16 protein-coding genes and 2 tRNA genes are annotated in these 18,847 nt (G+C 71.8%); 6 read left to right on the top strand and 12 right to left on the bottom strand.

The window, feature by feature from the left end:
- Positions 1-63: 63 nt before the first annotated feature.
- The 4 genes from ACFHWE_RS01560 to ACFHWE_RS01545 are packed head-to-tail and all read right to left on the bottom strand — an operon-like array spanning position 64 to position 5,264.
- Entirely contained in the window at positions 64-894 is an 831-nt protein-coding gene (locus tag ACFHWE_RS01560; protein ID WP_416598723.1) for an energy-coupling factor transporter transmembrane component T family protein, read from the bottom strand.
- Positions 887-2,656 carry an ABC transporter ATP-binding protein gene (locus tag ACFHWE_RS01555; RefSeq protein ID WP_416598722.1) on the bottom strand — a complete coding sequence of 590 codons (1,770 nt, stop codon included), beginning with the start codon at positions 2,654-2,656 and terminating at the stop codon, positions 887-889. Before ACFHWE_RS01555 ends, ACFHWE_RS01560 begins: the two co-directional genes overlap by 8 nt.
- Positions 2,653-3,588 carry a cell division protein FtsQ gene (locus tag ACFHWE_RS01550; protein WP_416598721.1) on the bottom strand — a complete coding sequence of 312 codons (936 nt, stop codon included), beginning with the start codon at positions 3,586-3,588 and terminating at the stop codon, positions 2,653-2,655. The genes ACFHWE_RS01555 and ACFHWE_RS01550 overlap by 4 nt, the downstream gene beginning before the upstream one ends.
- A gap of 29 nt (positions 3,589-3,617) precedes the next feature.
- On the bottom strand, positions 3,618-5,264 hold the full coding sequence (locus tag ACFHWE_RS01545) for an HAD family hydrolase (RefSeq protein WP_416598720.1): 1,647 nt from the start codon (positions 5,262-5,264) through the stop codon (positions 3,618-3,620).
- A 153-nt stretch (positions 5,265-5,417) separates the two neighbouring features.
- Here ACFHWE_RS01545 and ACFHWE_RS01540 point away from each other — a divergent pair, with 153 nt between their 5' ends.
- On the top strand, positions 5,418-6,443 hold the full coding sequence (locus ACFHWE_RS01540) for a LacI family DNA-binding transcriptional regulator (RefSeq protein WP_416598719.1): 1,026 nt from the start codon (positions 5,418-5,420) through the stop codon (positions 6,441-6,443).
- A 332-nt stretch (positions 6,444-6,775) separates the two neighbouring features.
- On the opposite strand, the gene ACFHWE_RS01535 is transcribed toward ACFHWE_RS01540, so the two are convergent.
- Positions 6,776-6,848 (bottom strand) — tRNA-Ala (locus ACFHWE_RS01535).
- 150 nt (positions 6,849-6,998) lie between these two features.
- Here ACFHWE_RS01535 and ACFHWE_RS01530 point away from each other — a divergent pair.
- Positions 6,999-7,292 carry a GroES family chaperonin gene (locus tag ACFHWE_RS01530; protein ID WP_416598908.1) on the top strand — a complete coding sequence of 98 codons (294 nt, stop codon included), beginning with the start codon at positions 6,999-7,001 and terminating at the stop codon, positions 7,290-7,292.
- On the opposite strand, the gene ACFHWE_RS01525 is transcribed toward ACFHWE_RS01530, so the two are convergent.
- A complete protein-coding gene (locus ACFHWE_RS01525; protein ID WP_416598718.1) occupies positions 7,214-8,110 on the bottom strand; it encodes a JmjC domain-containing protein in 897 nt (298 codons plus the stop codon). The genes ACFHWE_RS01530 and ACFHWE_RS01525 overlap by 79 nt on opposite strands.
- 244 nt (positions 8,111-8,354) lie before the next feature.
- Here ACFHWE_RS01525 and ACFHWE_RS01520 point away from each other — a divergent pair, with 244 nt between their 5' ends.
- Positions 8,355-11,168: a BTAD domain-containing putative transcriptional regulator gene (locus ACFHWE_RS01520; protein WP_416598717.1), complete on the top strand. Its 2,814-nt coding sequence runs from the start codon at positions 8,355-8,357 to the stop codon at positions 11,166-11,168.
- A gap of 705 nt (positions 11,169-11,873) precedes the next feature.
- Here ACFHWE_RS01520 and ACFHWE_RS01515 read toward each other — a convergent pair.
- From ACFHWE_RS01515 to nadD, 4 genes are all read right to left on the bottom strand, one after another.
- Positions 11,874-11,946 (bottom strand) — tRNA-Ala (locus ACFHWE_RS01515).
- A 74-nt stretch (positions 11,947-12,020) separates the two neighbouring features.
- Positions 12,021-12,626: a histidine phosphatase family protein gene (locus ACFHWE_RS01510; RefSeq protein WP_416598907.1), complete on the bottom strand. Its 606-nt coding sequence runs from the start codon at positions 12,624-12,626 to the stop codon at positions 12,021-12,023.
- Positions 12,627-12,661: 35 nt separating this feature from the next.
- Entirely contained in the window at positions 12,662-13,042 is a 381-nt protein-coding gene (gene rsfS, locus ACFHWE_RS01505) for a ribosome silencing factor (RefSeq protein ID WP_416598716.1), read from the bottom strand.
- 17 nt (positions 13,043-13,059) lie between these two features.
- Entirely contained in the window at positions 13,060-13,692 is a 633-nt protein-coding gene (gene nadD, locus ACFHWE_RS01500) for a nicotinate-nucleotide adenylyltransferase (protein ID WP_416598715.1), read from the bottom strand.
- A gap of 335 nt (positions 13,693-14,027) precedes the next feature.
- On the opposite strand from nadD, the gene ACFHWE_RS01495 reads away from it, so the two are divergent.
- A complete protein-coding gene (locus tag ACFHWE_RS01495) occupies positions 14,028-15,086 on the top strand; it encodes a M48 family metallopeptidase (RefSeq protein ID WP_416598714.1) in 1,059 nt (352 codons plus the stop codon).
- Between the two features lie 40 nt (positions 15,087-15,126).
- Here ACFHWE_RS01495 and ACFHWE_RS01490 read toward each other — a convergent pair whose 3' ends face one another.
- The gene (locus tag ACFHWE_RS01490; RefSeq protein ID WP_416598713.1) at positions 15,127-16,401 is read right to left on the bottom strand and encodes a glutamate-5-semialdehyde dehydrogenase; all 1,275 of its coding nucleotides are present in this window, start codon (positions 16,399-16,401) and stop codon (positions 15,127-15,129) included.
- A gap of 383 nt (positions 16,402-16,784) precedes the next feature.
- On the opposite strand from ACFHWE_RS01490, the gene ACFHWE_RS01485 reads away from it, so the two are divergent.
- Positions 16,785-17,510: a DUF2306 domain-containing protein gene (locus ACFHWE_RS01485; protein ID WP_416598712.1), complete on the top strand. Its 726-nt coding sequence runs from the start codon at positions 16,785-16,787 to the stop codon at positions 17,508-17,510.
- 44 nt (positions 17,511-17,554) lie between these two features.
- On the opposite strand, the gene ACFHWE_RS01480 is transcribed toward ACFHWE_RS01485, so the two are convergent.
- Positions 17,555-17,986 carry a type II toxin-antitoxin system PemK/MazF family toxin gene (locus tag ACFHWE_RS01480; RefSeq protein WP_416598711.1) on the bottom strand — a complete coding sequence of 144 codons (432 nt, stop codon included), beginning with the start codon at positions 17,984-17,986 and terminating at the stop codon, positions 17,555-17,557.
- A 108-nt stretch (positions 17,987-18,094) separates the two neighbouring features.
- Here ACFHWE_RS01480 and ACFHWE_RS01475 point away from each other — a divergent pair, with 108 nt between their 5' ends.
- Entirely contained in the window at positions 18,095-18,844 is a 750-nt protein-coding gene (locus ACFHWE_RS01475; RefSeq protein ID WP_416598710.1) for an SDR family oxidoreductase, read from the top strand.
- The last annotated feature ends 3 nt before the right edge of the window (positions 18,845-18,847 follow it).

The following is an 18,847-nucleotide window of genomic DNA, read 5'->3' as shown; positions in this document are numbered from 1 at the left end:
CAAGCCTAGACCAACAAAGGCAAGCCTAACCTAAACCACCTGGCCTTTCCTCGCCAACCCGGCCTAACCGGCGTTCCCGTACACGGGGAAGGCGTGCCCGGCCCAGAAACAAGCCACCACCAGCACCAGCGTCACCAGGAGGAGAGCCACGTCTCCCCCGTCACAGCGGAGGTAGGCCAAGCGAATCCGCCGCCCGTCCGGGTGCTCCCCCGCGTAGGTGAACCCCTTCGTCTCCAGCGCCTCCACGGTGGTCCTGGTCCGCTTGGCCGTGTTCAGCATGAGCGGATAGAACGCCTCCACCACCGTGCGCGCGGTCCGGTCGACCACCCGCCAGCCGAGGAACCCCCGCGACGTGAGCGGCGCCCCCCGCAGCCGGTGCCCGTCGACCACCGTGTGGAACTCCTCCATCAGCACCGGGAGCATGCGGTACCCGTAGCTCACGCCGAAACTGAGCATCGCGGGCGCGTGCAGGCTCAGCAGCGCGTCCGACAGCTTCTCCGGGTCCAGGGAGACGAACGCGGCCATGCTCGCCAGGCTGATCGTCGACAGTTTCAGCGTCAGCTCGGCCAGGGCCAGGACCGTGCTCGTGTCGCCCCCGAAGAACCACGCGGCGACGAACAGGTACAGCCCCTCCGCGGCGAACCCGATGACGAACAGTCCCAGGATCAGCGGGCCGACCCTGCTCAGGACGACCGCCGCCGCGCACACCGCGAACAGCCCGGCCAGCACGGTGAGGTTGTGCGTGAACCAGGGGACGACGGCCAGCAGCAGGTACCAGCCGATGACGAAACGGGGGTCCCGGCGCGCCAGCAGGCCGCCGCGCGTGGCGTAGGCCGTGCGCAGGAGTTCGAGCTTGACCCACTCCACGGAGAGCTTGTCGCGGTCCTTACGCATGCTCCCTCCTCTCCTCGTCCGTCCCCGCGGCCACCGGGGCGAGCCGCGCCAGGAGTCCGTCCACCGACAGCGGAGGGGGGCTCATCCCCAGCCGCGCGCCCAGGCGGGTCACCTGGGGCGCCACCAGCCCCACGGCCGCCATCAGCTCCTCGGCGACGAAGAGCCGGGCCGGCGTGGTGTCGGCAACCAACCGGCCCCCGTCGAGCACCAGCACGCGCTCGGCCCACTCGGCGACCAGGTGCATGTCGTGGGTGGCCACGACCGTGCATCGGATCGTGTCGGCGAGGGTGTCCAGCATCGCGATGACCGCCTCCCGGCTCGCCGTGTCCAGGCTGGAGGTGGGTTCGTCCAGCAGCAGGAGGGAGGGGCGCATCGCCAGGCCCACCGCCAGGGTCGCGCGGCGCTGCTGCCCGCCCGAGAGCAGGCGGCCGTCGCGGTCGGCCAGGTCGGAGAGCCCGACCCGCTCCAGAACGGTGGCGACCAGGGCGTCGGTGTCCTCGCGGCCGCGCCCCCGGGGAAACATGGCCACGTCCTCGGCCACGCTGTCCTTGAGGAACATCTGCTCCGGCCGCTGGTAGAGGTAGCAGACCCGGTCTGCCAGCGCGGAGGGCCGCACCGTGCGGGTGTCGGTGCCGCCGACCCGGACGGTGCCCTCCCTGGGCACCTTCAACCCGGTGAGCAGGCGCAACAAGGTCGACTTGCCCGCGCCGTTGCCGCCCACCAGGGCGACGCGCTCACCGTCGCGCAGGACTAGGTCGAGCCCGTCCAGGACCGGCGACCAACCGCCGCCGACCTCGCGGTAGCCGTGCCGCACCCCGCTCAGCTCGGCGACCGGCTCGGCCTCCGGACGCTCCGCCGGCGGCACGCCGCCGACGGCCGGGGGCTCCGGTTCGGGGGCCACGGGACGCAGTGCCCGGACGGCCTCATCGACGGTCAGCGGCGCGGGCGAGTCCGGGGCCAGTGCGCGCACCGCCCGCACCACCTGGGGCGCGGGGATGCCGTGGCGCTCCAGCTCCTCGGCCCGCTCCAGGGCCTGCCGCGTGGGCAGGTGCCACACGGGGGCGCCGTCGGCCATAAGCACGACCGAACGGGCGTAGCGGGCCACGTACTCGGCGTGGTGCTCCACGACCACGACCGTCGTACCCGTCCGGGCGTTGAGGTCGGCGAGGGCCTCGTAGACGGCGTCGGCCCGGGCCGGGTCGAGTTCGGCGACCGGCTCGTCCACCACGACCACGCCCGGGCGCAGCGACATGACGCTCGCGAGGGCGACCAGGTGCTGCTGCCCCCCGGAGAGCTGCCAGGTGAAACGGCCCGCGAGATGGCCGATACCGCACAGCTCCAGGGCCTCCTCGGTGCGCTCGCGGTGGTCGGCCAGTCCGAAGTTGACCGGCGCGAAGGAGACCTCGTCGCGGACCGTGGGGCGCACCAACTGGTTGCCGAAGTCCTGGTAGACGTAGCCGACCAGGTGGGACAGGGCCGCCACGGTCTCACCCCGGGTGTCGCGGCCCAGCACCCGCACGGAGCCCTCAAAGGTGCCCGACCAGTACGTGGGCACCAGTCCGTTGAAGGTCTTGCACAGGGTGGTCTTGCCCGAGCCGTTGCCGCCGACGACCGCGGTGAAGTCGCCGCGCTCCAGACGCAGGTCGACGCCGCGCAGGCTGTCGCGGTCGGCCCCGGGGTAGCGGAAGGTGAGCCCCTCCACCTCGACCGCCGGTGCGGCGGCCGGGGCGGAAGGGCCCTCCGCTGTCGCGGACTCGGTCATGACCCGGCCTCGGTCCGCTCCTCGCGCGTGGCCCGCTCCTCCTGCTCGGCGCGGTCGCGGCGCGAGTCGCGCACGAACCGGACCGCGACCACCAGGACGGCCAGGACGATGAGCGCGGCCGAGGCTCCGACCCACAGGAACTGCTGACCGTACTGGTCGATGAAGTCGGGCTCCCAGACGCCGAAACCGTCGAGGATCTCCTCCATGAAGGCGGCAATCGCCGAGACGAAGGCGAGCACGATCGCCACCAGCAGGAAGACCGCGGTCCCACGCTGGGCGAGCGGGATCGGGTGCGCGGGGTCGCGCGGAGCCAGGCCCAGGAGCGGTTCGATCTTGCCGTAGAGCCGGGGCACCAGGAACAGGGCGGGCAGGCCGCCGAACAGGACGCCGCTGATGACCAGGGCGATGGCGAAGTCGATGCCCTCCAGCAGCAGGATGGACTCGGGTAGGCCGGGGACGGTCTCGGCGTCCTCGATACCGAACCACACCTTGGCCACGTCGACGATGCCCGAGAGCATCTTGTCCACGACGACGACCATAGCTCCGGCCGTCAGCAACTGCACCGGGCGACGCGGGTCGCGGACCATGCATCCGGCGATGTACAGGCCCAGGAACATCTGGAGGTAGCCCTCCACCTCCCCGATCCCGGAGAAGTCGCCCATGAGTAGGTCGACGAAGACGATCTCGCCGAGCGGCGCGCCGAGCGCCCCGTACAGCGGGTTGAACAGCGACACGATGATCAGGGGCACGAACGTCAGGTAGGACACGCCGATGTCGACGGGGCCGATGCTGAACTCGGGCAGCACCTCGGTCACGATGTTGGCGAGCCCGAAGAGGGTCATCGAGAGCACGAAGACCATGAGCTTCTGGCCGGAATTGAGGTCGGGGGGTCCGCTTCGGACGGTCGCGGAAGCACCGGGGGATGCGGTCATGACGTGCCTTTCATCAGGGGTTGGTGCGGTTACTGGAGGGAACGGTTCGGTGGAGCGGACGTCCCGGCCCACAGGGCGAGGAGGTCCTCCGGTTCGTCGATGACGTGGGCGGGGCGGTGGTCGGGCGGTCCGGCCAGGGCGGCGTCGATCAGCTCGTCGCCGACCGAGCCGCCGCGCACGATCACGGGGGTGCCGATCCCCGCGCGCCGGGCCGCGGCGGTGTCGCGCCAGGGCTTGTCGCCGACGAACCAGCAGCGGGCCGGGTCGGCACCGAGGGCGGCGACGGCGGTCTCGACGGTGACCGGGTCGGGTTTGCGGCGGCCGAGTTCGTCGGAGTACACGTGGACGCCGATGAGGTCCTCGACGCCGAAGCGGTCGAGTTCCTCGCGGACGGCGCGCCCGCACACGGTGTTGGACACCACGGCGACGGGCACGCCACGGTCGCGGCACAGCTCCAGGACCCGCCGCACCCCCTTGCGCGGTTCCGCGCGGCTCTTGGTGCGCGCGTACTCCAGGGTGAGCTGGGCGGATTCGGCCAGCAGGAGGGCACGCGCCCGTTCGGGCAGGTCGCGGCCGACCATCTCGGTCCAGAACGCGCCCGGGGTGATCTCGGGCACGGGCCCGCCGTCGGGATGGGCTGCCTTCCAGGCTCGGTAGCGGTCGCGGCCGGCGCGGACGAGTTCCGAGGCCGCGTCGGCGGTGGTGGCGTAGCCCGCGCCGGCGAGCCGGTCGGCGAGCCGCGCGGCGAAGCCGGCCTGCGCCTCCGGGGAGGGGCGGGAGAGCGCGATCACCCCGCCGTGGTCGAGCAGGAGCGCCGCGGGCATCCCCGCCTCCGCCTCCCCGGCACCGCGGGGGGCGACGGTCTCGGTCGGCACAGGGTCTTCCCCGGGTTCGGGGAGGCTGTGCCAGAGCGGTGCGACCAGCCCCTCCGGGGTGTCGAAGACGGCGTCGGCGCGCACATCGACCGGGTAGGGCGGGGTGTCGGTGTGGTGGTGGCGGGTGAGCACCATCCCGGCCACGCCCGCCCTGCGCCCGGCGACCACGTCCCGGTCCTGGGTGTCGCCGACGTACCAGCAGCGCTCGGGCACGGTGCCGAGCGCGCGGGCGGCCAGGCCGATCATCTCCGGGTGCGGTTTGCGGATGCCGACCTCGTCGGAGTACACCTGCACGTCGAAGTATCCCTCCAGGCCGGCGCGGCGCAGGATCTCGCGGTGTGAGCGCCCTGAGTGGGCGTTGGAGACCATGCCCACGCGCACACCCAGGGACCGGGCAGTGTCGAGGAGGTCGCGGATGCCGGGGCGCACCTCGTGGTTGGAGATCAGCGGGGACATGTCGGCCAGGAGCCGCCCCGCGCTTCCGGCCAGCGTCTCCCGGACGGTTTCGGGCAGGTCCGAGGCGAGGAAGTCGGTCCAGATGGTGCGGTGGCCGAGTTCGACGGGCTCGCGACGGCGCCCCGCGGCGTTCTTCCAGTCCTTGAGCGCGGCCAGCCCGGCGTCGAGTGAAGCGCGCAGGCGGGCGGTGTCCACGTCGTGTCCGGCACGGGCGAGCACCTCGCGCAGGTGCCGGGCGGCGTCGTCCCGACCGCCGGGTCGCTTGCGCGTCTGGAACACCACACCACCGAAGTCCAGGAGCAGGGCGTCCGGACGGCGGCGGAGGGCGGCGGGCGTGGACTCCAAGGAGGTCTCCTGTTCGTCGGTGACGGGCTCACCAGGGACGCTAAGCGCCGCCCGGTGACGGGACGGGGCCTGGGGATGGCCCCTCGGGAAACGGAACTGGAACGTTCCAGATACCGATGCCCCGCAGGACCCGGAACACGCAAGAATGGGGGCGTGGCAACGGAACCGACACGCACCGGATCCCGGCGGCGCCGCCCCACGATCGTGGACGTGGCCGCCGAGGCGGGTGTCTCCAAGTCCTTGGTGTCACTGGCGCTGCGCGGTGACCGGGGGGTGAGCGAGGCGACGGGCGCGCGCATCCTGGCGGCGGCCCAGCGGCTCGGCTACCGCTCCAACGCGCTGGCCCGGGGGCTCGTGCAGGGGCGGACGGCGATGCTGGGCGTACTCCTCACCGATCTGGCCAACCCGTACCACACGGAGGTGGTGACGGGGATCGAGGAGAGTGCCGACGCCGAGGGGTTCACCGTGCTCCTGGCGCACGGGCGCCGGGACCGGGCACGGCTGACCCGCCAATTGGAGTCGCTGCTGCAACTGAACGTGGACGGTGTCGTGGCCGTGAGTTCGTGGCTGGAACCCGGGGCGCTGGCCGACGCGGCCCGGAGGGTGCCCGTGGTGATGGTGGGCCGCCCGGAGGGGTTCACCCCGGGGGTGGACACGGTGGCCAACGACGACCGCGCCGGGGCGGCGGAGGCCGTGCGGTACCTGGCGTCGCTGGGGCACACGCGGATCGCCCACCTGTCGGGGAGCCGGCGCCCGGCGGCCCGCGCCCGGCGGGAGGGGTACCAGGAGACCATGGGTGACCTGGGCCTGGGCGCGCTCACCGGGGTGTTCGAGTTCGACGGCGGCCCCGCCGGGCGCGAGCGCGCCGCCGCGTCCGTGGTCGCCTCGGACGCCACGGCGGTCTTCGCCGTCAACGACCTGGCCGCGCTCGCGGCGCTGGACGGCGCCCACGCCGCGGGCACACCCGCACCCGAGGGGCTGTCCGTGGTGGGCTACGACAACACGTCGCTGGCCGAGACGGTTCGCCCGCGGCTGACCAGTGTGGACCAGCCCAGGCTGGTGATGGGCTCCCTGGCGATGGGGCTGCTGCTGGAGCGGCTGAGCGGCCGGACTGAGGACCGCCACGAGGTGCTGGCGCCGAGCCTGGTGGTCCGCGACTCCGCCGCTCCCGCCCCCTGACCCTCCCCACCCCGGCCATAGACCAGCCGGGCCCCGGAGGCCGTCCCGATACAACAGAACGCCCCACCCACCCCACCGATCAAGGCGACCCCGACCACAGGGGGGTGCCTCGGAGGGCTCGGGGGTTCCCCCCGGTAAACACCAAGGACGACCCAGCGAGGCGGCCGAAGGCCCCCGAGCAGGGTCGTCCCGAGTCCGTGGACCTGACGGGACGTCACTCGAACCCGCGGGGCGAAGCCCCGCACCGGGGGTCTGGGGGTCGCCCCCAGAGGAAACGACGAGACGACCCGGCGAACGCGGTCACGCGCGAGCAGGGTCGTCTCGGAGTCGAGTGGAGCTATGGGGATTCGAACCCCAGACCTCCTCCATGCCATGGAGGCGCGCTACCAACTGCGCCATAGCCCCTGGTGTGCCGGGCGGTTTCCCCGCTCGGCGATAAGGATACTCTACCGGATCGCGGGAGCGGGTCGTCCGGAGGGGGCCGTGAGCACGGGATGTGACCGTCCGTCTTGCGCATACCCTGGAACCGTGCCCGAATCCAAGCTTGAGATCCAGATGCTCCACGACCGTCTGCTGGTGCGCGCGGTCCCGGACAAGAGCGAGCGGCGCAGCAGCGCCGGTCTGGTCATTCCGGACACGGTGAAGCTGGCGACCAGACTCGTCTGGGGCGAGGTCTGCGGGGCGGGGACCGCGGCCCGCCACGTGAAGACCGGGGACCGCGTCCTGTTCGACCCGGACGAGCAGGGCGAGGTGGAACTGAACGGCGAGCGCTACGTCATCCTGCGCGAACGCGACGTGCACGCCGTCGCCAACGAGGCGCCCGAGCGGGGCACGGGCCTGTACCTCTGACCTGCCCCGGCCGGACGCGGGTCCGCGCCCAGGATCTCGGTGAGTTCGTCGTAGAGCGCCCGCGCCCTGTGGCCGATACGCGGCGCCTCCCCTGCGGTGCCGCTGCGGCCGGAGGGAGGGATCGTATCCGGAGCGCCGGGCCGCCCGGCAGGTGACACGGTGATGGAGACGTGCAGCGACCAGACGTCGGCGCTCCGCGTCCGGTAGTACCAGCCCGCGGGTATGTAGCAGGTGTCCCCGGGGGTGAGCGTGAGCAGGTACTGGGGCACCATGGCTTCGGGTCGGGTCACGGGCCCGAGGCCGTCCTGTCCCGGGAGGTGTTCGAGTATCTGCCAGTGCTTGGCGCCCGACGCCTGGACGACGATGGTGTCCGCCCGGTTGCGCTGAAGCGGCAGGACCTCCCTCCCCGAGGGGCTGAGGGAGGCGGTGGCCTCGACGGGCCGGCCGAACCGGCGCCGCATCCGCTGACAGATCCTCCTGATCTCCGGGTGGTGCTCCTCCACCCCGCCGAGGGTCAGGCCCGCCCCGTCTGCCAGGAGCCCCTTGATCCGCTCCAGGTCGGTCTCGCCCGGGCCCGGCCGCACCGACTCCTCGGCTTCCACGGCTCCGCGGCCAACGGTGCAGACCCCGACACGCTCCGGCGCCGTCCGCTCGTCGCACAGGAGGCCGCACACGTCCCGAAGACCGAGGAGAGGGACTGACAGGACGCTCTGGGTGTAGAGACAGTCGCGCCCCCAATGGGCGCGCAGTTCGGCTCCGTCCGGAAGCCAGGGGTGCCAGTCGGCAGAAGGGTCGGCCGTATCCGGGGTGTTCCTCAATCCCGCCTCCAGGGAGGTCCTCGACCTTCGACGCGTACCGGTGGCGGGCACCCGCCAGCCTTCTCCGCCGGATGGTCCGCCCCGGACCAGAGTTGCGTGCAGGCCTTGGACGGACCTTGAACACGCGGAGCGGTGCCGTCCTCCATCCGCCGCCTCCGTGCCCCTTCCCGAACCCGCCGTCGCCGTGGCAGGGTCGGGGAACACGTGAAGCACGTATGCGGATCCCTCCGAGTGTTGGGCGGTCATGGCGATAGAGATCTCCGTGCTGGGCGGCATCGAGGCACGGATCGACGGTGCGCGGGTCGACTTGGGGCACGCGAGGCGGCAGTCGGTGTTCCTCGGCCTGCTGGCGGACGTCAACCGTCCGGTCGCCGCCGACCGGCTCATCGACCGGGTGTGGGGCCAGAGCCCGCCCGACGGCGCCCGGTCGTCGCTGTACAGCTACGTTTCCCGGCTGCGAACGGCCTGGTCCACGGCGGGTGAGCGGGCGGCGGTCGGCCGACGGTCGGGCGGCTACGTCCTGGCGTTGAGCGAGGACGCGGCGACCACGGTCGACCTCCACCGCTTCCGTGAACTGACCGCACGCGGACGGGCCTCGGCGGACGAAGGAACCGCCCTGGCCGCGTTCGACAAGGCGCTCGGCCTGTGGCGGTCCGACACCTTCGGGACGCTGGACACCCCTTGGGTCAACGAACTCCGGGAGAGCCTGCGCCTGGAGCGCTTCCGAGCGGAACTGGACCGCAACGACCTGCTGCTGCGGCAGGGCAGGCAGACGGAGATCCTGAGCGGCCTCCTCGCCCTGGCCCGGGAGCATCCGCTGGACGAGCGCCTAACCGGCCAGCTCATGCTGACTCTGTACCGGGAGGGGCGTGCCGCCCAGGCCCTGGAACGGTACGAGTGCCTGCGGCGGTCGCTCTCCGACGAGATCGGTACCGGCCCCGGCGCGGAACTGCGGGACCTGCACTCACGGATCCTCGACTGCGATCCCGTCCTCGACGCACCCGCCCCTCCCTCCCCTGTCTCCGGTGCCGGGCCCGCGGCGATGCCCGTCCCCAGCCAACTGCCCTGCGCCCCTCCCCTGCTGACCGGACGTGAGGAGAAACTGGACGCTCTCGACCCAGAGCGGGGACCCGGCGCGTCCCCGATCACGGTGGTCTCCGGTATGGGCGGTGTGGGGAAGACCTCGCTGGCCCTGTGGTGGGCCCACGACCGCCTGGACCGGTTCCCCGACGGCCAGCTCTACGTGAACCTGCACGGCTTCGACCCGAGCACCCCCGCCACGCAGCCGCACGACGCGATACACGACTGCCTCTCCGCGCTCGGCGTGGACCGCAAGGCCGTTCCGGCCGGTGCCGAGGCGCGGGTCGGCCTCTACCGCAGCCTCATCGCCGGCAAACGGATGCTGGTCCTGCTGGACGACGCCCGCGACGCCGAGCAGGTCCGCCCTCTGCTTCCCGGAACACCCTCCTGTACCGTCGTGATCACCAGCCGCGACCGACTCAACGGGCTGGTCGCGACCGAGGGGGCGCACCCGCTCACGCTCGGCCCGCTCACCCGGGACGAGGCTCACGAGCTGCTCGCGGCACGGCTCGGGAGACGGCGCGTGCTGCGGGAGCCGGAGGCGGTGGAAACCGTCATCGAGTGCTGTGAACGGCTCCCCCTGGCCCTGGCCATCGCCGCCGCCCACGCCGCCGGCGCCCCGGACGTGCCACTGGCCGAACTGGCCTCCGAGCTGCAGGAGGCGGAGACCAGGCTCGACGTACTGGACACCGGAGAGCTCGGGACGTCCGTGCGCAGTGTCTTCGACGCCTCCCACCGGGCGCTTCCCGCACCGGCGGCGCGTCTTCTGGGCCTGCTGGGCCTGGCCCCCGGCCTCGATATCGGGCTGCACGCCGTCGCGGCGCTCGCCGGACTCACGCCCGCACGTACGAGAACGGTGCTGCGCACCCTGCAATCGGCCCACCTGGTCCAGCAGCCGCTCCCTGGGCGCTACGCGCTGCACGATCTCGTACGCCTCTACGCCAGGGAGCGGGCCGAGCGGGAGGGGCGGGCGCCACACGAGGCCCTGCGCGGTCTGGTCGACTTCTACACCGGCACAGCCGAAGCGGGCAACCGCTTCCTGGGCCCCCACGACCTCTCCTCGTCCGCTGTGGCGGGACCGCCGGGCGGACGCGCCCCCGCCCTCGACCTGGCGGACCGGTCCGAGGCGTTCGCGTGGTACGCCGCCGAGCTGCCCTGGCTGCTCGCCGTGATCCGTCTCGCCGAGGAGATGGGGCTGTACCGCGACGTGTGGCGGCTGTCCTGGGACACCCACCTTTTCTTCCGGCGCTGCGGACGGGTCGAACACATGATCAGCGCCGCCCGTGCCGGCCTCGACGCCGCGGGCAGGATGGAGGGGTCGGAGGCGCCCGTGATCCAGGCGCTGGCGCACCGGAACATGGCCAGTTCCCTGGTCCTGGGGGGACGGAACGGCCAGGACGCGTTCGACCACCTCTGCCGAGCACTCGCCCTTTTCGAGGACTCCGAGGACCTGCTCGGTCAGGCCCACACCCATCAGATCCTCACCCACAGGGCACTGCTCATCGATGAGGGGGAGGAAGCCCTTCGGCACGCGGAGCGCTCCCTGAAGCTGTACCGGTCCGTGGGTGAGCGGTTCTGGGAGGCCAGCGCGCTCAACACCCTGGGCTGCTGCCTGGCCGAAATCGGACGGTACGCGTCCGCGCGCGAGCGCTGCCAGGCGGCTCTGGACGCTTCGGTCTCCCTCGGCTTCGCCATCGGAGAGGCCGCCTCGCAGGACAGCCTGGGCCAGATAGCCGACCTGTCGGGGCGCCACGCCGAGGCCGTCGGGCACTACGGCCACGCGCTGCGGACCTATCGAATGCTCGGTGACGCCTACGAGGAGGCGAACACGCTCCACGGCCTCGCGAAGGCCCAGGCGGCGCTGGGTGAGTCGGAGGCGGCGCGCGTGTCCTGGGAGCGGGCACTGGTGCTCTTCCGCGAGCAGTTCCGCGGAGACCTGGCGAAGGAGGCCGAGGAGCGCCTCCGCGGCCTGGCGTGATCCCGTGACCGCCCCTCGCCCCTGTCCGTGGGACCAGGGGCGGCCTAGCCTTGTGGCCATGGGAAGTCAGCTTCTCGGCCCTGAAGGGCCGAGAAGCTGACCGATCGACTCCGGCATCACCTGCATGCTCGACTTCTCGCACAACTCCCGGACCCGGGAGCACTCCGACGCCGCCGTGCGCGGCCTGGTGGACACCGGGATCCGCGGTGTCCACGCGTCTATGGCACCGCACTTCGGCACGTGGGACGGGCAGTGGCCCGGTGACCTGGCCCGCTTGCGCGAGGAGCACACCGACGGCGCCCGGCGCATGCTGACGCTGCGCGTCGGGGCGCTGGCCACCGATGAGGTCGCCGGTCCGTTTCTGGCCTACGGCCCCCGGTTCGCCGGTATCGCGCGCGACCTCGGCATCGGCGTAAGCGTCGACGCGGTGCTCGGCGTCGGCTCCTCCCGGGCGATCCTGGACTGGGCCGGGCACGGGCCGCTGGGGCCGCACCTCACCCTCATCCACGCCACCGGGCTGACCGACAAGGCGTGGAAGGCGATCGGCGCGACCGGGACCACCGTCGCCCTGGCCCCGACCTCAGACACCACTCGAACCCGCGGGGCGAAGCCCCGCACCGGGGGTCTGGGGGTCGCCCCCAGAGGAAACGACGAGACGACCCGGCGAACGCGGTCACGCGCGAGCAGGGTCGTCTCGGAGTCGAGTGGAGCTATGGGGATTCGAACCCCAGACCTCCTCCATGCCATGGAGGCGCGCTACCAACTGCGCCATAGCCCCTGATGGGAGTCGCACGGCTGTGCCGTGTCGACTCCCTGAACGATAGCGGAAAGGAGGCGAAACGTCGAAACGGTTCAGGTGTCGTCGCTGAGGACCACGGGTTCGGGGAGGCTGGCGGCGTTGTGCTCCATGAGCCGCCAGTGGTCGCGCCGGGTCCCCAGGACGGACCAGCAGCAGTTGCTGAGCGGACCGAGGACCTCGCGCTGTTCGTCGGCCAGGCCGAGCATCCGTGCGATGACGACGCGCAGGGCGGCCCCGTGGCTGACCACGACGAGCAGCCCTCCGGCGGGTGTCCGGGCGAGGGCCTTGTCGACGGCCTCGGTCATGCGGTCGCCGACGGCGGCGATGGTCTCCCCGTCGGGGATGTCCATCATGGCGTAGCCGGTGGGCCAGCGCGCGAACAGCTCGTTCCCGGTCAGCCCCTCCCAGGACCCGCCGTGCCGCTCGCGCAGCCCCTTGTCGTGGTCGACGGGGACCCCGCAGGCGCGGCTGAGGTACCCGGCCGTGTCGGCCGCCCGCCTCAGGTCGGAGGCGACGACCACGTCGGGGTTGAGGGAGGCGAGCACGCGGCCGGCGCGCTCGGCCTGGGCGTGGCCGACCTCGTCGAGTTCGATGTCGGTCTGTCCCTGGAAACGGCGTTCGACGTTCCAGGCCGTGCGCCCGTGCCGCCAGAACAGCACACGGGGGGTGTCGTCGCTCACGTGTTGGGCCCCTTCTACGACTGCTGCTCGGCGCCGTCGGCGGGGACGGTGATCTCGGGGCAGTCCTTCCACAGCCGTTCGAGGCCGTAGTAGCCGCGCTCCTCCTCGTGCTGGATGTGCACGACGATGTCGCTGTAGTCCAGCAGCACCCAGCGGCCGTCCCGCTCGCCCTCGCGCCGGACCGGTTTTGCGCCCGCCTCGATGCGGAGCCGGTCCTCGACCTCGTCGACGATCGAGCGGACCTGCCGGTCGTTGGGGGCCGAGCAGAGCACGAAGGCGTCGGTGATGACGAGCTGGTCGCTGACGTCGTAGGCGATGATGTCCTGCGCGAGCTTGTCGGAGGCGGCCTCGGCCGCGACCCTGACCAGCTCCAGCGCCCTTTCGGTGGCTGTCACGTTGTGCTTGCTGCCTTTCAGCTATCTCTGTAGAGCCCGGTCTTGTTGATGTACCGGACGATGCCGTCGGGGACGAGGTACCAGATGGGTTCGCCCTTGCGCACCCGCTCACGGCACTCGGTCGAGGAGATGGCCAGCGCGGGGACCTCCACCAGGGAGACCTTGCCCTCCGGCAGCCCGGTGTCGCTGAGGTGGTGCCCGGGACGGTTACAGCCTACGAAATGCGCGAGGTCGAAGAGCTCATCGGCGTTGTGCCAGCTCAGGATGGCGCCGAGGGCGTCGGCTCCCGTGATGAAGTACAGCTCCACGTCCGGCCCGTAGGCGGCGCGCAGCTCGCGGAGCGTGTCCAGAGTATAGGTGGGGCCGGACCGGTCGATCTCGATGCGGTCGACACGGAACTGCGGGTTCTCGGCGGTGGCGATCACCGTCATGAGGTAGCGGTCCTCGGAGGGGGTGACGGAGTCGGGGTCCTTCTGCCAGGGGTGGCCGGTGGGGACGAACACGACCTCGTCGAGCTGGAAGAGGTGTGCGACCTCGCTGGCGGCGACGAGGTGTCCGTGGTGGATGGGGTCGAAGGTACCGCCCATGATGCCGACCCTGCCGGAGGTGGTGCCACGCCGCCGGGGCCCGCGGTGCGTGTGGTTAGCCACTGTGTGCTCCGTTTCGCCGTTCTCATGGTCGTTTCGCCGGGATCAAACCACCGAGGTTAACCGACACCGTCCACCCGGCGAGGGCCCGCATGCCGTTTCCGCCCCTCGCTCAGGTGCAACGGGTGTCGATGCGGCTTCCTTCCCACAGGATCCGGTCGTGTGGTCGAGGTTCGTTCTATGGCGAAGATGGGCGCCGAGTTTCGTCTTGGTGAGAACCTCGACCGCGAAGCGACCAGGGGTCTCGTCGTTCCCGGTGCCACTACCCGGAAAACACGTCATATCTCGAATGCCCGAAACCGTGGCCAAGCACGTCCCCGTCACATAGCCTTCCGTGTATGGCGAACTCACCAGACCGCGTCCGCGTCCGGCTCTCCGAGATCTCACCCCGTGCCTACGAGCACCCGGCCGACCGGGGCGCCCTGGTCGCGCTCCGGTCGCTGCGCGGGTTCGACGAGGTGTTCAAACGCCTCTCCGGGCTCTTCAACGAGCGCGCGCTCCGACTGATGTTCCTGTCCAGCGCGGTGCGCGTCGGTCCCGCACAGTTCCCGCACCTGCACGACTACGTGCGCGACGCCGCCTACGTCCTGGACATGGACGAGGTGCCCGAGCTCTACGTCCAGATGAACCCCAGGCCCAACGCCATGGCGATCGGCAGCCACAAGCCGTTCATCGTGATGACCACGGGCCTGTTCGACCTCCTCGACGCCGAAGAGCAGCGGTTCGTCATCGGGCACGAGGTGGGCCACGTCCTCAGCGGCCACGCCGTCTACCGCACCATGCTGCTCGCCCTCATCCAGCTCGCCACCCGCGTGGCGTGGATCCCGCTGGGCTACATCGGCCTGCGCGCGATCGTCGCCGCCCTGGAGGAGTGGTACCGCAAGTCCGAGCTGTCCTGCGACCGCGCGGGCATCCTGGCCTGCCAGAACCCGGACGCCGGCAAGCGCGCCCTCATGAAGATGGCGGGCGGCTCCACCCTCGTGGAGATGAACCCCGACGCCTTCCTGGAGCAGGCGCGCGAGTACGAGAAGGGCGGCGACGCCCGCGACAGCCTCCTCAAGCTGCTGAGCCTCACCGGCCAGACCCACCCGTTCGCGGTGGTGCGCATGGCCGAGCTGCACCGGTGGGTGGAGGAGGGCTCCTACCGGCGCATCCTCGACGGCGACTACCCGCGCCGGGCCTCGGACCGCGACGCCAGCGTGGGCGAGGAGGCCCGCAACGCGGCCCGGCACTACAAGCAGTCCTGGGAGCGGACCGAGGACCCCCTGCTGGGGACCCTGCGCGACGTGGCCGGAAGCGCGGCCAGCGCGGGCGGGAAGATCTTCGACACCGTGGCGGACCGCTGGCGGGGCGGTTCCCGCGCCTCTTCGGGTTCCTCCCAGTCCTCGTCCTCCTGAACATCCGTGTGCGGGGCCGCGGGGCGGCCCCGCCGCCGGATCACTTCAGGTGGCCGTCCCCGGTGACCACGTACTTGGTCGAGGTCATCTCGGTGAGCCCCATGGGGCCGCGCGCGTGCAGCTTCTGGTTGGAGATGCCGATCTCCGCGCCGAACCCGAACTCGCCCCCGTCGGTGAAGCGGGTGGAGGCGTTCACCATCACCGCGGCCGAGTCGACCCTGGACACGAAGTACCGGGACGCGGCCAGGGAGTCGGTGACGATGGCCTCGGTGTGCTGGGTGGAGTAGCGGCGGATGTGCCCGATCGCGTCGTCGATCGTGGCGACCACCCGCACCGCCAGGTCCATGGACAGGTACTCGGTGGCCCAGTCCTCCTCGGTGGCCTCGACCACGGTCGCCCGGGCCCCGGCGGCCTCGGCCACGGCGACCGTGCGCGGGTCTCCGTGCACGGTCACCCCGGCCTCGGCGAGGGAGTCCAGGACGCGCGGCAGGAAGGCGTCGGCCACCGACTCGTGTACCAGCAGGGTCTCCGCGGAGTTGCACACCGAGCAGCGCTGTGCCTTGGAGTTGGTGGTGATGGCGACGGCCTTGTCGAGGTCGGCCGCCTCGTCCACATACACGTGGCACAGCCCCTCGCCCGTCTCGATCACCGGGACGGTGGAGTCGCGCACGACGGCCTGGATGAGTGCGCCGCCGCCGCGCGGGATGAGCACGTCGACCAGGCCGCGCGCCCGCATGAGCGCAGTGGAGGACTCGCGGGTGCGGCCGGGCACCATCTGGATCGCGTCGACCGGAACACCGGTACCCTCCAGGGCGTCGCGCAGGACCGCGATGATGGCGGTGTTGGAGGCGTAGGCCGAGGAGGAGCCGCGCAGCAGGGCCGCGTTGCCGCTCTTGAGGCACAGGGCGGCGGCGTCGACCGTGACGTTGGGCCGCCCCTCGTAGATGATCCCGATGACACCGAGTGGGACCCGGATCTGGCGCAGGTCCAGGCCGTTGGGCAGGACGCCGCCGCGGACGGACTCACCGACCGGGTCGGGCAGCTCGACGATCTCGCGCACGGCGTCTGCGATGGCCTCGACGCGCTGGGGCGTGAGCGTGAGCCGGTCGACCATGGCCGGGCTCGTGCCTTCCCGGCGGGCGCGCTCCACGTCCTCGGCGTTGGCTGCGGTGATCTCGTCGCTCCTCTTGACGAGGGCGTCGGCGATGGCCGTGAGCGCGGCGTCCTTCACGGCGCGGCTGAGCGGGGCGAGATCGGCCGCCGCGTCCCGGGCGCGTTCGGCTACCGCGTGGACCTCGCGTTCGGTGTCACTCATCGTGTGTTTCTCTCTCGGCGTCGGGATGCTGCCCCGGCGTGCCCGTCCGTCTCGTCGAAGGACCTCGGGCCGGGGTGCGGTCTCCAGCGTATAGCCGCGCCGTCTCCCCCCGCCCGAGTACCGCACCGGTGACGGGAGGCCCCGGAGGAATCCCTACGGGGAGACCCCGGCCGCCCCGCCCCGGTGGGGCTTGGCGGCGGCCGTGGTCGGCCCGACCAGGCCGGAGGGGGCCCGGGGCCCCGCAAGGGTGGCCGGGGTGGGCGCCCATAGGGCACACGTACCGGCTCCCCTATCCCAGGGAAGGACCCGATACCGCTGTGTCCCCACGGACACGAGACTGAGGGCGTCAGCCGCACGCGGTCGGCCTCCGACGAAAGAAGAGCATGCGCACCTCCACCACAGCCCCGCCCTCCCGGCGCCGCCGTGTCCGGACCGGACTCATCGCCGCGAGCTCGCTGTGCGCACTGACCGCACTGTTCGCGGCCACCGCCTACGTCGGGTTGGATCCCGCCGCCGCACGCGTACCCCTCCGTGAGGGGGCGGCGATCCACTACCCGCTGCTCCTCGTCCACGTGGTGACATCGGTGCTCGCCCTGGCCACGGTGCCCCTCCAACTGTGGCCCGCGCTGCGGCGCAGCGGCGCGCACCGCGTGATCGGCCGGATCGCCCTGTTCGCGGGGATCCTGCCCGGAGCGGTGTCCGGTTTCGGGGTGGCGCTGTTGAGCGGTTACGGTCCCGTCGCGCAGACCGGCTTCGCCGTGCTGGCGGTGCTGTGGTTCACCGGTGCCGTGGCCGGCTACCGGGCGATCCGCCGGGGTCGGCGCGCCGACCACCGGGAGTGGATGGTCCGTGTGTTCGCGCTGACCTTCGCCGCCGTGACGCTGCGCCTGTGGATCCCCGTGCTCATGGTGCTCCTCTCCCCGGCGCTCGGCCCGGTCTACGGCGAGGAGTCGCTCTTCCGAGGGGTCTACCAGACCGTCGCGTGGCTGTGCTGGGTTCCCAACCTCGTCATCGCCGAGTGGTACCTGCGGCGGTCGTCCGCCGGGCGCGCCCGCGCGGCGGCGTCCGGTGCCCAGCGCCGGGGGCGGGGCGCAGGCGAGCGCGGTTGAGCCGTGCCGCCCGGCCCGTGCGGGGCCGGGCGGCACGCGGCCGGTCAGCTCCAGCCGTAGCGGGCGCGCAGGACGTCGGCGACCAGCCAGAACACCTCCTCGTTGAGGACGGCGGCCTCCCGGCGGATGTCGTCCTCATCGAACTCGAAGAGGCGGTCGACCCTGATGTGGGAGTCGCGCCGCTCACGGTCCCAGTCACCGGAGCCGATGGGCAGCCAGTCCTGGCGCTCCCAGTCATCGGGGGTCTGGGAGGAGAGCATGAGGCCGTGCAGCCGTCCGTCCTTGCGGCCCACGACCAGCATCGGCCGGTCCTTGCCCTGGTCGGGGTCCTCCTCGTAGGGGACCCACGTCCAGACGATCTCGCCGGCGTCGGCGAGGCCGTCGCGTTCGGGCGCGTAGACGAGGCGGGTGGCGTTGCTCTCGGTGGGGATCTCTCGGACCTGGCCCTTGTGGGGGTGTGTGGTGTCTTCGCTCACGTCGGCATCCTAGGTCCCCGCACCCGACCTGCGCGACGGACGAGCGCGCCCCCTCCCCAGTAGGGTGCAGTATGTCTGGAAAGTCCGTTCATTGTCGCGAGGAGTGGGATGAGCAGGGGAACCGTCGTCATCACCGGGGCGAGCTCCGGCCTGGGAGCGGAGATGGCGCGCCAGTTCGCGGCACTCGGCTACGACCTGGGACTTTCCGCCCGCCGTGTGGAACGGCTGGAGGCCCTGCGCGAGGAGATCACCGCCGCCCACCCCGACCGCAGGGTGGCCCTCCAGACCCTCGACGTCACCGACGACGAGGCCGTCTTCCGGGTGATGGACCGGTTCGCCGAGGAACTCGGCACCCTGGACCGGGTCATCGTCAACGCGGGCCTGGGCAAGGGGGCCGCCCTGGGCAGGGGCCGGTTCGACGCCAACCGCCAGACCGCCATGACCAACTTCGTGGGCGCCCTCGCCCAGACCGAGGCCGCGCTGAAGGTCTTCCGCGCCCAGGAACACGGGCACCTGGTCATCATCTCGTCGATGTCGGCGCTGCGCGGCATGCGCAAGGCCATGACGGTCTACGCCGCCACCAAGGCCGGGGTGGCCGCCCTGGCCGAGGGCGTGCGCTCCGAACGCATCCCCGGCGTGGACGTGTCGGTCGTCTACCCGGGCTACATCCGTTCGGAGATGAACGAGCACGTCGAGCAGAGGACCCGGTTCATGGTGGACACGGAGACCGGCGTGCGCGCCATGGTCGGGGCCATCGAGAAGCGCAGGGTCAAGGCCTACGTGCCCGCCTGGCCCTGGGTGCCGGTCGGCTGGGCGATGCGGGTGCTGCCGCTGTCAGTGGTGCGCAGGATGGTCTGATCG

Origin of the sequence: Nocardiopsis sp. LOL_012, assembly GCF_048060475.1 — a bacterium.
Classification (GTDB): Bacteria; Actinomycetota; Actinomycetes; order Streptosporangiales; family Streptosporangiaceae; genus Nocardiopsis.
This window is presented reverse-complemented; position numbering and strand designations above follow the sequence as displayed.